The following is a 13,477-nucleotide window of genomic DNA, read 5'->3' on the forward strand; positions in this document are numbered from 1 at the left end:
TTTATTTAATTGTATAATTCTAATTGAACTTTAATAGACAAATGACTGGATTATCATCTTCTTTTATATCTTTGATAATAGGTTGTAATTCCGGTAGAGAACTTTTATATGTTTTTAGTGTACAAGCTAACATGGAGAATAAGAAATAATTATTATATGTGTCTTTGACTTGGCTAAGTCCATATAAATTAGTGTGTTTTGCGAAATCAGATCCTTTTAGTTTAATAGATTCCCCATTTTTCTTATTGTAAAAACCGATATATGCATTTAGACCTTGTGCATAATATACGACACAAATATAGTCATCTGTTTCTTTTACTGTTTGTGTAGATATATATTCTGTTTTGGATATTGTTCCATAATAATTTTTTTCAGCCTCCCTTTTTAACCATTCCATTGATGCGAATTTTTGTTTGCCAAAATCTAATTCATAAACTGGTGTTATTTTTTGAGAAGTGACTTTATATATTGTTGGAATGAAAGGTAAATTAAGATAGCAGTTTTGGTTAAATGTATAAAAGAATGATCCGGCAACCATTAAGTACTCAGGTTTAAAATCCGTAGGATATAATAAATTGACAGTGTTTAAATTAGAATCTGTTATTTTCACATAATGTGGATCCCTTTTACCTGAATCATAACCATTTTCTATTGCCCAAGCTATATTTCCATCTGGCAACCAGCTGCAATTACAAAAATAGAATGCCTTTTGACTATTTATGTATTGATAATTATTTAAGTCGTAATATAAGAGTTTACTTTGGCCTACATCTGCAATTGTGATAGTTTGTTTTTCTTTATCAATATTAAAGTTTGAAGGTGCTAGATATTCTCCAGGTCCATTACCTAAATTACCGATTTGGGTAATGAATTTACCGGAAATATCAAAAACAAGTAACTTACTTCTTTTATTGTCAATAATATATATTTTGTTATCAACAATTTGGATTTCTTTGATATCATTAAACAAACAACTGTCATTTGTTTCCAATGGAATGAACTTGCATGTGAGAGTATTGAAAAAGTCCGGATTAGCTTCTTCATTAAAAATAATTTTTTTAGTATCAGTTACTTGTTCCTGTTTAGAACATGAGTATAATAAGAATATTGATAATGAGAGTATAAAGTATTTCATTTGCCAGTGTTTTTTCAGTCTGTCCGTAAAGATATTCATTCTTTGTAAGCTTTGAAAATATTGTGTTGAATAATTATGACTTATTTTTACCACCAAACCTGTTTCCCCTTCTCATACGTAAATATCCGTTCTTCTTTTCCTCTGGTATAATTGCGTAGCCAGTATAAAGTACCTTGGGGGATCTGTTTATATATTAATAATTCATCCTGCTCTGCCGTTTGTTTTCCGGCAGAGGCCCATGCACCCGATTCATCTATATAGAAAAGTTCATAGAGATTACCTTTTCGTATTCCGTTGTCATCATTCCGGATGATATAGCGTATTTTGTTAATATGTGCCGGCTTGGGTAATGCCAGACCTGCCCAACTCATGCTGTCGCGTGTGTGGAAGAAGGTGAGAGGGTCTCCGTCGAATACATTATATTTGGTCGCATGCGGGTTGTAGATGCTGGTGTTGTCTGTTCCGATAATTTCCCCTTTTAGTATTTGCTGACTATTTGTATCGTAAAATTCCAGTTCAGCCATATTTCCCCGTAGATTGGGAGAAGACTGGTATCTGTAATATTTGTAACTCTTTTTAGGATTCACCTCGATAGTGGTATACTTGAAACTTGGAGCTTCTGTGAACGTATATAAATCTTCCGCTATCCGGAAATCCGCATAATCCGATCCCTGGAATCTGCCACCAACGAATGCCGGAGGTATGGCTTCGAGATGTTTGGGTTCGCGGTATTTGCGTTCGAGGTACAGGTCTTCTTTTTCTCTCCTGCATTCGAAAAGAGTAACCTTTCCGGTAGAATCGACGACAAAGGGAGAACTTAACGGTTGTAAAGAGTTATTCTCATAACTGTTGACCTGATAGATAATATTCGGACCGATATGGTTGAATGTCACTTTTTTATCGGATATCTTTCCCCAATCAACCGGGAACCACCCTTGCGGATCAAATACGCATAGATAGGCATATTTATTGTGGCAGGTTCTATTCAATGGAATGGATACGGTCTGCGGATGAATAGCAGGAAAATGGTCCGTAATATCTTTCATGAAAGGATTTTTGAAGAATGCAGGAATTTCTTCTTTAGATGTATTTGTCATCACTAAAGAAGTCTGTTGTATGGAAAATGTTTTCTGATAGACTTTCGGTATGCCATCAAAACGTTTGAGATGATCCCCCGGATGGTGCTCACCTCCAGCAAAATCATAATAGTTTCCGTCTTCGCCATATAGAAGATTGAACGCGTGGCTATTATTGCTATGTCCCCAATGCGGAATACTTCCTGTTGTAACAGGTATCCCTACAGATCGCATGGCATATATTGCCAGGTTGGTATAGTCCCCGCATAAACCGAATTTTATATGGATAAGGCTACTGGGTTTTATGTCCGCCGGTTTTGGGAAATCGTTAAAGACATGGATCGGTAATTTAATCAGTTCATTGTTGATAGCAATACAGGCATCGCGGGTGGTCAATATGCTATCTGTTAATAATCCGGAAAAGGCATTATAGTATTCTTCCCTCCATATCTCCGGCAATTCGTTTCCAATCCGGTAGGGGAGTATCCATTCGCAAAACTCATCAAAAGAAAGATGTTTGTTCCAGGGTTTTTGCCATACTAGAAAAGCTGCATCTATCTGTGTAATCAGGAAATTTGCATTTAGTTGTTGCAAGTCAGCTTGTTGCTTAGCGTCGTCTTGTTGGTGTTTGTTGTTTGTTTTATAAGTGTTATTTATAGTCTGCTGGTCGTATTCTTCTTGTTTTATCTGGTATGCAGAGTCGATAAACTGGTGGAATTTATCAATTCGATCTCCTTCCTGATAGTATTTTCCCAACATATTCCGTATCAGAAACCTTGCAGCATCTTCTTTCTGTTTATCTCTTTGATAATGTTGTATAACTTTTTCAAGTTGCTGCCGGTTATTTCCTGCGGTTTGTAAGGCTAATTCCAATTGTCTATTGTTGGTGTTGCTGCATCCCGATAAAAGAAACAGATACAGCCCAAGTACAATTGTGGCAAACAGATTTAATTTCATATTACTGTAATTTTGATACATATATGAAGGGATTACTTTATAATCAATTCTATTAGTGAATAATTTTCAAAAATCTGTCCCATCTGAATTTATCCGTGTATGGGTCTACCGATTTCCAGATAATCCATGCTTTCCCGACGATATATTCTTCAGGTAGTAATCCCCAATAACGTGAATCCTGTGAGTTTATGCCTTTGTCGCCTGCCATGAAATAATAGTTTTCTTGGAAACGATATCCGTAGATCGGCTTTCCATTAAGAAAAGTCGTAGAATCCTTGTATTGAAGACTTTCCTGTTGTTCCCATTCGATCAGTTTTTTATATAACCGGAAGTTTGTACGATCTAAAGTAATGGAATCGCCTTTTGCCGGTATATAGAGCGGTCCGAAATCTTTGATGTTCCAACCGATGATGCTGTCGAATGGGAAACTTTGAAATATACCATCTTGAAATTTCTCAGTCGCAGCTATTCCTTTTTGTGACTCCATGTTGCCGAGAGGCGTTTGTACGCCTTCCACATGAAAGAATCCGTTTCGGATGGATAAGGTATCTCCCGGTATTCCGACACACCGTTTGATATAATATTTGAGTATATGCATTTCAATTTTATCCCAACTGTTTGGATGCGGAAAATTGAAAACCAGAATATCATTGCGTTTTATCTTTTTGAAACCGGGAATGCGATAAATCTCTGTTTGTTCGTTTCTCATGGAGGCAAACAGGTTGAATATGCGAGGTCCAATGGTTGGTTTCCAGACAAGTATATTGTCTCCTGTAATTAATCCCGGTTCCATCGAATCGCTGGGGATTTTGAAAGAAGCAAAGATAAATACCTGTAAAACAAACCATAGAGTAACTGTCATACATAGCCAGAAGACTATATTGATGGCTTTGTTGATCAGGGTATGTATTTTTCTATTCTCTTTCATCGAATTAATAGCTTTTTATACTGTCGTTTTCAATAAAAAATATCCGTTGGTTAACGATCCTTTCCGGAATAGTGAACCTTAATAATGCACTAGCGGGTATTTGATCGTATGTTTGTGTTGTATCTATGTTTATTATTCTAGATTATATTTTATAATGTCTTGTCCATTATTATTGGATGCTATGGCAAGAATGTATTTGTCTTTTTTATCAACAGCTATTGCTCGTATATTTCGGTTTAATTTCCAGGTTTTTACGTGTTTTCCATTCCATTGGAAAACGACAATTTTAGAAGGATTTGTAAAATCACTAGAACCATCGTATAAACAATATACATATTGTGGTGTTCCGCAAATGTAAGTAAAACATTTAGGAGTATTTCTAATATCTATTTTATCTTGTTCATGAGATAATACAGGGCTGATAGACTCTTTTCCAAATTTAACAGTTGTTTTTAATGCTCCGTCCAATGTGTAAAAAGAGATATAATTTGTAAATCTATAGGCGGAAACAATCATGTTTTGATTTTCGTTTAGACAAATTGTATTTGTATATGACAAAACATCTTTTGGCATCATTTTTTCTATTGACGGGGATGGGTCCACCCAATAATATCCAGAATCCGGATTGAAAAAATAGAATGGATTTTTATTATCTCTACTTATTGGTATAGCGTATGTTTCTTTAGTGGTGATGTTGAAGTCACGACTGAACATATTTTGTTGTTTTAATAACTTTAATATGTTTATATCTATGTTGTTATTGTTTGTATGTAATTCTAAGTCTTTGTAATAAATATTGTTGTCCACCAAAAAGGTCTTGTCTGTTTTTTCAGATTCCTCGTGTGTCTCTTTAGTGAATAAAGGCATCCATAATTTACCCTTTTCGGAACTTCTACATAGGCTATGTGTTTGTAATAGATTGTTTTTTTTATAAACTCTAAGTACCGTATCGCTTTTCTCATCAAGGAATAAGTAAAAGTTATCTGTTATTTTTAAGTCATATAAATAACAATTATCTTCTTTTGAGAAAATAATTTTGCTGTCAGATAGTATGTCTGATTGAGTTGAAATGGTATATTCTTTGATTGTAGTACCATTATGACACGAATATGTTGTGAATAAAAAAAATAAAGATAATAATATATGTTTCATTTTTATTATTGTTTGAATTTTAATAGACAAAGAATTGGGTTATCATCCTCTTTTATATCACCAATGATGGATTTTAGCTCTGGTATAGTTGTATTTTTTTGTTTTAGTTCGCTTGGTAATATTGTGAAAATAAAATTGTTTTCATGTGTTCCTTTGACTTGGAACAGTCCATTCAATCCGGTGACTTCTATAAAATCAGAAACTTTATATTTAAATGATTCTCCGTTTTTCTTATTATAAAATCCAATATGTGGATTCATTCCTTTTGTATAGTATTCAACACAAATATAATCGTCTGTCTCTATTACATATTGACCAGAAATATAATCTGTATTGGATATTGTTCTGTAAAAATTTTTTTCAGCATTAGCCTTTAGCCATTCCAGTGAAGCGAATTTATGTTTACCCAGTTCTAATTGATATGTTGGTATTAATTTTTCAGATGTTACCTCATATATTGTTGGTATAAAAGGTATGTTAAGAAAACATTTTTTATTTAGCGTGTAAAAAAAACTTCCTGGAACCATTAGATATTCAGGAGAAAAATTCATTGGGTATAATAATTTAATGTCATTTAATTTTGAATCTGTTATTTTTACATAATGTTTATCTCTTTTGCCACTGTTGTATCCTTTATGAAATGCCCAGGCAATATTTCCATCAGGTAACCAGCAACAGTCGGAAAAGTAAAATGTTTTTTGATCGTTTATATACTTGTAATCATTTAAATTGTAATTAAATAATTTATCTTGATGTGGATCAGCTAATGTGATGATCTGTTTTTCCTTATCAACATGGAAATTAGTTAATAACAAATACTCTCCTGGTCCATCTCCTCTTTTTCCTATTTGTGTAATAAATTTTCCGGATAAATCAAAAACAAATAGATGATCACCTTTTCTATCGATGATATATATATTATCTTCAACAATATCGATTGCTCGTATATCTTCAAAAAGACATTCATCTGTAGTTTGAAGTGGAATGAATTTGCATATAATTTCATCCTTTATGTCGTTTTTGATTTTTTCATCAAAAATGATTGTTTCTACATTAATTGTTTGTTCATTATTTGAACACGAATTGAATGTCATTATTATTAATAGTACTATTAAGAGTTTTATCATGAGAAAAATGAATATAAGTATATTAATATGATATATCTTGGATGATTATTTATCAAATTCATCCAAGATATATTGAAAATTTCTTTATTTTTGAGTAAATATTCTATTTTATTCAAAAATAAAGATTTTTATCTAGAATTTAGAAACAAAAACTGCTACCACCATCTATGCAATCTCTAGTTGGTTTAAGATCAGTTCCTGGTCGTACAACTATCGTATAATGACAAGCATCTGGTAGTAATTCACTTTGTGCTAAGGCTTCTACATTTACCAATGATAAGTCGGACAGTTCCACTTTGTCTTGGTTCTGACAGAAATTCCAACTAGCTGTAGCTGCTATCGCAACTAGAGCTATGATACCGAATAACTTTTTCATATCCGTATATGTTTAATTATTTATTAAAATCATTATTTAATCAGGCTATTTTCTATCTTTGCCTACTATTATTCGGATTAGATAGTCGAATGACACCTGTATCATTCTATTTTGTCGGTTATATTACCTTGATACACCTCCTTTTCGGGGTCTCCGGGAGTTTGCTTGTACTATTTGCTGTCGTGCAGCAAACTCCCATTCGTTCGATCACCGAACATTCCCCTTTATCTTTACTTTGACAGGTTGATTGTTAATACTATTGTACTTGATCGTAACGACTTCATCGAAGAAACCTGTGTCTTTCGGTGTCATCTTAATTCCTACCCGAAGAGATTCTCCGGGTTTCGCAGGTCGTTTGTCATAGGTGGCTGCTGTGCAGCCACAGGTGGTACTTACGTCCACTATCACAAGGGGATTGTCCCCGGTGTTTTTTATTTCTATGGTTGTCTCTTTTACTTCCGATTTGTCGAAAGTACCGAAGTCGATTTCTGCCTTTGTTGTTTCGGCGGCTGTTTTAGGAATATTCTTGTTCGGACTGTCTTTGCCTGTGATCTGTTTCAGATACAGGTCTTTCACAGCCGTGTTATGTACCGGATTTCCTAATACAGTGACTTTATTGTCCTTATCCAACAAGAATGTCTGGAAAGTTATGTCTGCCGGGAATTTGTTCAGTTTGTTTAGTCGATCGTCTATATCAATACAGATAGGGCGATCGAATGCGTCTCGTCTTAGGAGGTAACGTATTTCCTTCGCATCTTTCGGATGCATGAAGAAGAGGAAAGGAACTTTTCCTTGTGTTACTGAATCTGTATATTCGATCAGTTCCTTCCATTTATGAAGTTGCAGTTTGCAACTGGTGCAGCCGATAGAGTCTACATATATTAATACCTTATATTCGGATTGCGGAATCTGAAAATCCGTAGTATCTGTCAGATAGCGTGTGAAGGTCAGGTTTTCAGGGAACTGTATTTGTTTCCCTTGCCATTCGCTGACCAGATGCGCAATCTTATTTTCCTTCTCTTTCTGCTTGTTGTGGCAGGAGAAGAAGGTGGTTGCTATTAATAATATGTAAAGATAAAAGGCTTTCATATCGTTTGCTAAATCTTAAATTCTATAATCGGATCGTCACTTTTCGCCTCGGTGGCGACGATCGTATTTGTTTCTTCGTTAATGTCCATACTGTTAATGCGGTGATCAAGTTCATATCTGCGTACCGGATTTCCTTTCAGGTCGAATACATAGATATACTTTGCTCCGTTTTCAGGTTCTTTCCCTTGTTTGATAGCGGCAATTTTATCGTCGAACTTAATACCCTGAAAAACAGCGTAGATGTATTTGCTTGTCACCTTTATATCGCTAAACCCCATAATTCCGGTGGGAACGCCTGTGCCGTCTTTTGCCGTTTTGTATTGCGGTTCACCTGCGGGACCATAAAGGACTTTATGAGTGTTATCTTTCAGATTAAAGATTTCGAGGACTTCTCCCAGTTGGGTAGCTATTGCCAGAGTGCCGTTGTCGGGATTGTAATCCATAAAACTTCTCCATGCCTGAGCAAGTGCCGGGCGGACGGTGTTTTCGTCGATCGTTTCGCCTGGGATTTCTCCGATGCTTTTGACCGGCTTACCGTTGCTGTCGACTTCCCAATACCTGAACTCTCCCATGTAATCCGGAATGAAAAACCCTGATTCCATCGTATGAAAGTCCAGTGAACGTACTAATTTCTTATCCAGCTTGATCTCTTCGACGCGCTCCGCTGAGCGGGTAGAAGGAGATATTTTCCAACGTGTAATCTCCATCTTATTGGCGTCGATCGCCCATAAAGAGTCTAAGGAGTTGAATTGGATATTTTCAGCAGAAAGCATTTCTTCCGGTCCTTCCCCGCGTTTGCCGAAGGAGGCGAGATGCTTCCATCCGGGATAGGTAAAAGCATGCAGGAAATGATCCATATTATGCAGGTCCATCACCACTGCAATACTATCCCTGACCGCTACCCGGAATGGGTAACGGAGCAGGACAGTATCCAGGTCTGCGACCTGTGCCTTGATCGCCTTTGTTTCAGGAAAGTCAGCGTACCGGGGGAAAGTGGTTTGCTGATTTCCGAAACAGGCGGCAAGGGTACTAATACCTATTAATAATATGGAGGGGAGAGATTTCATTCGGATTCAGGAGTTAGGCTGAAACCGCTGTATTTTACTTCAACTTTAATACCATAACAATCAACTTCCCCCCATCCGTAACATTTGAAATTTTCTGTAGGAGGATTTTCTGCATCCCATGCTAATGCATTTATATTCTCAAATGCCAGATCATTTATTAAATTTTTCTGTGAAGTGGTGTGGCTAAAATACCAGGCACCAAATAGTGACGAAAGGACGAGTCCTGTTTTAATAATGTTTTTCATGTTTTTTTTATTTTAGACTGTTTTTATTATATTTGCTGCTAACGAAGGTTTTATCTATATCTTTCATTTGACAACAAAAGTAATTATAATATATTGATTGAAAAATAGGCTGTTAGGAGTTTGGTCATGATATGGTTGCTAACTTCTTGATATATAGTAAAGATGTCGGTAAAATGTCAATAATGTCGGTAATTTGTAAGAAAAAATGAAAAGAAAAGTAATTAATATACTAGTGTTTATATTTGTTGGAGCAGGAGTCATTTCTTTATTTGTATTCTGGTTTATGTATACTTATGAGAAGCAAAATAGAAAATTGCATGCTGATGCTTCTATTCTATTTACAGAGGCAATACAGAAAGATATAAAACGAATCTCTGGAAGACAGACTGAGTTCTACGATCCTCAATATTCTCCGAACGATATTCCAGGAGATGAGAAAATGGCCTGGTGTGATCAGGATTATATAACGACTCGTGATTCGAATCGTCATGTACTGGATAGTCTTTTTCATAGTTTATTGAGAGAACAGGGTATACCAGCGAAAGTCGCGATCCGTTGTATATGGAAAGGAAAAGTAATTGATACTTCTGCTGATAGTGCCTTATATAAAGATGCTATATTTTTAAAATCTATTGTTTACAGGCTGAACGAGGAGAAAGATAAAAACATAACACTTCAGGCTTATGCTGATTTTCCTGTTGGTATGATATTAGGACGGATGGGATGGTTTTGGTGTATTTCTTTTTTGATTCTGGTCGGTTTGGTTGGCGGCGGTTGGTATTTTAATAGGCAGAATTTGATCAAACGGCAACAATCTAAATCAATTGAACGGTTACAGGCAGAATTGGTTGAATTGAAGGTTCGAAAACAAGAAATAGAAAAGATTAATAAGCAACAAGTTGAATCAATTGAACAAAAACAAGCAGAATTGATCAAGTTGGAAACCAAGCAGAGAAATACAGAGAAAGTTAATAAACAGCAGTCCGAATCGATTGAACAGTTGCAAGCAGAATTGGTCGAATTGAATGATCAAAAACAGGAAACAGATGCGATTAATAAACAACAAGCGGAATTGATCGGACAAAAACAATTTGAATTAGAGAAGTTATTAAAGTGGATAGTCCCTTTATCGTCAAATGAAAAAATAATCTGGATCGAATTGCCTTGTGGTTTCTATTTTTCGAAGAAGTATGGAGTTTTACGTAATGCGAATGGGATAGCTATTCAGTTAAAAAACAATTCTTTAAGTCTGTTCCGGCACTTTGTTGAAGCGGAAGATCATATGTTGACATATAAATATATTTGTACAGATGTTTTGGAACGGTTTGTTAAAGATGAGATAGGAGATTCAGACAGGGATTGTGTATCTGCCGCTATCAAGCGTTTGAGGGAAGATGTAGAACCGTTCTCCTGCATTGAATTTAAGTCAATAAGGAAAGTCGGTTATCAGATGACTTTCTCCAACTATCAAAATGACACTACTCTACCGGGTAAATCGGATTAATATACCGAGTAAAATAAAATACCCTACCGGGTAATATTTTTTAACGTATCAAAGCGATTTTCAAAATCGCTATTCACTATCAAAATGGCAATTTGGGATTTTGTATGTATTGCTATAAAAATCCCGGCGAGAAGAGCCTCCCCGGGAATATGTTTTATGCCGTGTCAGGTCTTTAGAGCTGTTCTATTTCTTCTATCGACAAGCCGGTAGATCGTGCAATAATGAGAGGGTCGACTCCGTTCTGCTTCAGGTTTATAGCTATAAGTCGTTGTTGCTCTGCTTTCCCTTCAGCTTTCCCTTCAGCTCTCCCTTCAACTATTCCTTCCGCTTTCCCTTCCGCTACTCCTTCGGCCCGGCCTTCAATCCATCCGGTTTTGATCACACTGCGTTGATAACGTATAGCTTCCATATCTGCATAATATTGTCGTCTGTCTTTCTCGTCTAACTGGTCTATCCGCAATCGTTCGCGTGCTTCTTGTAAACCGTGAACCGTACTGTTTTTATCGATCTCGCCGGTTTTCAGGAAAGCAATCCATTCGTCCAAAGGCGTTTTCGCCTGTTGGTTAAAACCGTCTACTCGTAATACGTAATATTCAGGGAAAATATCTCCGGCTTCGTGTCGTACAAACTGTTCACGTTGGCGTACGGACAACTGAAGAATGTCATTGTAATGGATTCCTTTAAAGCTGGTACGACCATGATAGACATAGTCTTTGCCTTGCCCTAATTCAAAATAAACGATGTTGATTGAATATACTTTACGAATAACACCATATTCCTGGCCTTCATTGATATAATCGGTAATGGCTTTGGATGCTCCGTATAACATACGATGGAAATAATCCAGTTCACGGTTGTTCTGTACCTCAATGATGATGAGTTCCCCTTTACTGTCTTCTGCCAGCATATCTACCCGGTTGAACTTATCATCGACACTATCCTTGTTGCTTTCGCTTTCCAGCATTTTGACAATACGTATTTCTTGCCCAAGTAAAGTGGACAAAAAGCCTTCCAACACAACAAAGTTTGATTTATTACGTAAAAGGCGCTTTACGGCCCAATCGAAACGGACCAAAGCAGAATCATTTTTCATAGTTGTTCATATTTAAATTGTTACGATACAAAGATATGCTTTTTTTTCATCTAAAAGCATATTATCCTGATTTTTACCGGAAAAATAGGTTTTAAAAATATATTTGTCTATGTTTACCGCATAAAGAGTCTAAGGGTTGAATTTTAAACGGGAGTTTGGAGTTCAACTTTTACTGTTTTTGTACACGCCAAAGACTTTTATTGTAAATCACGCCCTTTCTTTCGCACCGGATTTGTTAACCGTTGGTGCTTCAGGTAATCAACATTTAAAAAATTAAAATTATGGCTAGACCATTAAAAAAAGGACTGGGCTATTTTCCGCTGGATACGGACCTGTATTCGGACAGGAAAATACAACGCCTGCTCCGAAAGTACGGGTGTAAGGGCATCTGTATTTATTTAGCGATCCTTTGTGAAATTTACCGGGAGAAGGGGTATTATATTTCTTATGACAGTGATTTCTGTTTCGATATCTCTGTTATCCTGGGGTTGGACGAGGCTACGGTCAGTGAGGCGGTCCTTTATTGTATAGATCTTCAGTTGTTCGACAGGGAACTGTTGGAATACCGGCAGGTACTTTCTTCGCTGGCGATACAGAGACGCTTCCGGGAGATCAGTAAAAGACTCGGAATAAAGATCGATCCGGATCTCGAAATACCGGATAATTGGGCGAATGAAGGGGTTATTGTTGCAGAAACCCCGGTTATTGCAACAGAAGCTCCGGTTTCTGTAACGAAAACCCCGGAAAATGGAAATGGAAATCAAAATGTAAATGTAAATCAATCTACACAATATGGAAAATCAAATGAAACTCGATTTTCAGACGATAACGGAGAAGCTGCCCGACGGGAAGAACTCCTCCGCATGGCTGAAGAAGCAACAAGAAGTTGCTGATATGACGGCACGTTACGGGAATGCGGAGAAATTCCTGAATACGTTTAAACCGGATATGCAGGTAATGGCCGCCCGTTATACCGAGCGTGCTTATTTCGGTACGGCTCCCATGCTGGAAACGGTTTGCCTGGGGTATGGCGAGTTGGTGGTCATGGTGTTTATATGCGCTCTGCTGGAAGATATTAACTTGTTCGTCGGGGTGAAAGAGAAAATGCCGGTCAACCGCCAGCGCGAGTTGTCGCGTCTGGTGTTGGCGGAATATCCTTATCTGAAGGTGACGGAATTGCTGTTGTTTTTCCATCGGCTGAAATGCGGACGTTACGGCCGTTTTTACGGGATGGTGGATGCGTTGACTGTCACCAGTGCGCTGATACAGTTTATGGGCGAACGCCTGACGGAGACAAACCGTTATAAGGCGGCACGAAAGAAGGAGGAGAAACCGGAGAATGTGTCGTCCGGCGGTATCACTTACGAGGAATATTTGCAACTGAAAGAAAAACAACAAAAACAAAACAATCATGGATAAGAGCAAGGTATGGGGACATACGGAACTGGCCCGGTTGTATTTCCCGGGTATTTTACTGAAATCGGCTTCTGCACAGTTGTCGTTGTGGATCAGACGGGATGAAGAGTTGCTGGAGGATCTGAAGAAAGCAGGTTACCGCAAGGGGCAGCGTATGTTTACGCCGCGCCAGGTGGAGATCCTGGTGGATCATCTGGGCGATCCTGAGACCTGGAATATTTGATAATAAATAAACGAAGCGGGACGGTGAACGTGTTCGGGTTCAATCCTTGTCTCTTTGCCTGAATACTCCGGTTCCCGGTAAAATCTGTT

Annotated in this window: 14 protein-coding genes; 4 read left to right on the forward strand and 10 right to left on the reverse strand. The window is 37.2% G+C overall.

The genetic code is table 11. The features are described 5' to 3' along the window. Positions 1–19 precede the first annotated feature (19 nt). The 9 genes from HMPREF1535_RS14535 to HMPREF1535_RS14575 form a co-directional block, all read right to left on the reverse strand. Complete coding sequence (locus HMPREF1535_RS14535; protein ID WP_046146685.1) at positions 20–1,135, reverse strand: 6-bladed beta-propeller; 1,116 nt, start codon at positions 1,133–1,135, stop codon at positions 20–22. Between the two features lie 86 nt (positions 1,136–1,221). Continuing rightward, a complete protein-coding gene (locus HMPREF1535_RS14540) occupies positions 1,222–3,168 on the reverse strand; it encodes a transglutaminase-like domain-containing protein (RefSeq protein WP_244275630.1) in 1,947 nt (648 codons plus the stop codon). Positions 3,169–3,220: 52 nt separating this feature from the next. Beyond that, positions 3,221–4,096 (reverse strand): signal peptidase I, encoded by an 876-nt coding sequence (lepB, locus tag HMPREF1535_RS14545; RefSeq protein WP_046146687.1) that lies wholly within the window; start codon positions 4,094–4,096, stop codon positions 3,221–3,223. A 132-nt stretch (positions 4,097–4,228) separates the two neighbouring features. Beyond that, positions 4,229–5,248: a hypothetical protein gene (locus tag HMPREF1535_RS14550; protein WP_046146688.1), complete on the reverse strand. Its 1,020-nt coding sequence runs from the start codon at positions 5,246–5,248 to the stop codon at positions 4,229–4,231. A gap of 5 nt (positions 5,249–5,253) precedes the next feature. Beyond that, positions 5,254–6,342: a 6-bladed beta-propeller gene (locus HMPREF1535_RS14555; RefSeq protein ID WP_046146689.1), complete on the reverse strand. Its 1,089-nt coding sequence runs from the start codon at positions 6,340–6,342 to the stop codon at positions 5,254–5,256. 172 nt (positions 6,343–6,514) lie between these two features. Next, positions 6,515–6,751: an NVEALA domain-containing protein gene (locus HMPREF1535_RS14560; protein WP_046146690.1), complete on the reverse strand. Its 237-nt coding sequence runs from the start codon at positions 6,749–6,751 to the stop codon at positions 6,515–6,517. A gap of 207 nt (positions 6,752–6,958) precedes the next feature. After that, positions 6,959–7,840: a DUF1573 domain-containing protein gene (locus HMPREF1535_RS14565; RefSeq protein ID WP_046146691.1), complete on the reverse strand. Its 882-nt coding sequence runs from the start codon at positions 7,838–7,840 to the stop codon at positions 6,959–6,961. 8 nt (positions 7,841–7,848) lie between these two features. Next, positions 7,849–8,907, reverse strand: a complete 1,059-nt coding sequence (locus tag HMPREF1535_RS14570) for a BF3164 family lipoprotein (protein WP_046146692.1) — start codon at positions 8,905–8,907, stop codon at positions 7,849–7,851. Then, the gene (locus HMPREF1535_RS14575; RefSeq protein WP_052716718.1) at positions 8,904–9,152 is read right to left on the reverse strand and encodes an NVEALA domain-containing protein; all 249 of its coding nucleotides are present in this window, start codon (positions 9,150–9,152) and stop codon (positions 8,904–8,906) included. Before HMPREF1535_RS14575 ends, HMPREF1535_RS14570 begins: the two co-directional genes overlap by 4 nt. 205 nt (positions 9,153–9,357) lie before the next feature. Here HMPREF1535_RS14575 and HMPREF1535_RS14580 point away from each other — a divergent pair, with 205 nt between their 5' ends. Then, positions 9,358–10,656, forward strand: a complete 1,299-nt coding sequence (locus tag HMPREF1535_RS14580) for a hypothetical protein (RefSeq protein WP_046146693.1) — start codon at positions 9,358–9,360, stop codon at positions 10,654–10,656. Positions 10,657–10,828: 172 nt separating this feature from the next. Here the strand turns inward: HMPREF1535_RS14580 and HMPREF1535_RS14585 are convergent, their stop codons facing one another. After that, positions 10,829–11,749: an Rpn family recombination-promoting nuclease/putative transposase gene (locus HMPREF1535_RS14585; protein WP_046146694.1), complete on the reverse strand. Its 921-nt coding sequence runs from the start codon at positions 11,747–11,749 to the stop codon at positions 10,829–10,831. Positions 11,750–12,030: 281 nt separating this feature from the next. Between HMPREF1535_RS14585 and HMPREF1535_RS14590 the strand changes: the two genes are divergently transcribed. From HMPREF1535_RS14590 to HMPREF1535_RS14600, 3 genes are read left to right on the forward strand one after another with little or no spacing between them, the layout of a single operon-like run. Then, complete coding sequence (locus HMPREF1535_RS14590; RefSeq protein ID WP_046146695.1) at positions 12,031–12,642, forward strand: DUF4373 domain-containing protein; 612 nt, start codon at positions 12,031–12,033, stop codon at positions 12,640–12,642. Then, positions 12,554–13,168 (forward strand): DUF6633 family protein, encoded by a 615-nt coding sequence (locus HMPREF1535_RS14595; protein ID WP_244275632.1) that lies wholly within the window; start codon positions 12,554–12,556, stop codon positions 13,166–13,168. Before HMPREF1535_RS14590 ends, HMPREF1535_RS14595 begins: the two co-directional genes overlap by 89 nt. Beyond that, complete coding sequence (locus HMPREF1535_RS14600; protein WP_046146697.1) at positions 13,161–13,388, forward strand: DUF4248 domain-containing protein; 228 nt, start codon at positions 13,161–13,163, stop codon at positions 13,386–13,388. Before HMPREF1535_RS14595 ends, HMPREF1535_RS14600 begins: the two co-directional genes overlap by 8 nt. Positions 13,389–13,477: the final 89 nt, after the last annotated feature.

Source organism: Parabacteroides goldsteinii DSM 19448 = WAL 12034, from assembly GCF_000969835.1.
GTDB lineage: Bacteria > Bacteroidota > Bacteroidia > Bacteroidales > Tannerellaceae > Parabacteroides > Parabacteroides goldsteinii.